We start from the raw sequence: 850 nt of genomic DNA, 5'->3' as shown, positions 1-850 counted from the left end.
CTTTAGGCCGGAACAGCTCGGGAGGAGAGTAACTTGAGTCAACTTGGCGAGGGCCCTCCTTGCTGTTTGTCCCAAAGCCATAGGTCCGGTAAGCAGCGGGTTTGACCCGGACGTAAATTAGACACCAGCTATGTTTTTAATGAGGCCGCGATGGCGACGATTACATTTTATGAACCCTTTGCTATCGGCACTGAAATTGAAGCTGAGTTCTTTGTCTCCGCCGAGAAGATACTGTTTGTGGGGGCAGACGGCTTTCGCGCGGAATACAGGTCGGCACAGGGAGCGGAGTTCCAATTTATTGGCGGCGAGAACAATAGTTTCACTGTTACTGGCACAATCGAATCCTACTACCAGTACCAGCCTTACAGCACGACGGAGATGGTGTATGCTGTGACGGGCCTGGAGCTGGAGGCTAGCAGTATCGTCTCAGATCCGGATATAACGACTGAAGAGTTTTTTCTGCTGTTTTATGGTGAGAACGACACGTTCAATGGGGCCGAAGGGAATGATACTCTCAGCGGGCTGACCGGTGCAGACCTGATCCGGGGTAACGGCGGGCAGGACCAGCTTTATGGTGACCTCGGCGCGGATACATTGAATGGCGGTGCCGGCAATGATGAATTGGATGGCGGCGGCGGAGCAGACTCGTTGAACGGTGAAGCAGGTGGAGACACTCTGACCGGTGGGGCAGGTGCAGACTTCTTGTCTGGCGGAACCGGCAGCGACCAGCTGTTTGGCGGTGATGCGCCCGACACTCTGGCCGGCGGTGACGGGGCGGACGCCTTGTGGGGCGGTGAGGACGCCGATTTGGCTGGTGGCGGCGCTGGCAATGACACCCTGAAGGGCGGTT

At 56.6% G+C, this 850-nt stretch carries 1 protein-coding gene; it reads left to right on the top strand.

Annotated elements, in window-relative coordinates:
* Positions 1–150: 150 nt before the first annotated feature.
* Positions 151–850, top strand: a 700-nt coding sequence (locus tag AC58NV_RS23680; protein WP_497229323.1) for a calcium-binding protein, incomplete at its 3' end; no start/stop codon positions are given.

This window comes from Leisingera sp. ANG49, assembly GCF_059694505.1.
This window is presented reverse-complemented; position numbering and strand designations above follow the sequence as displayed.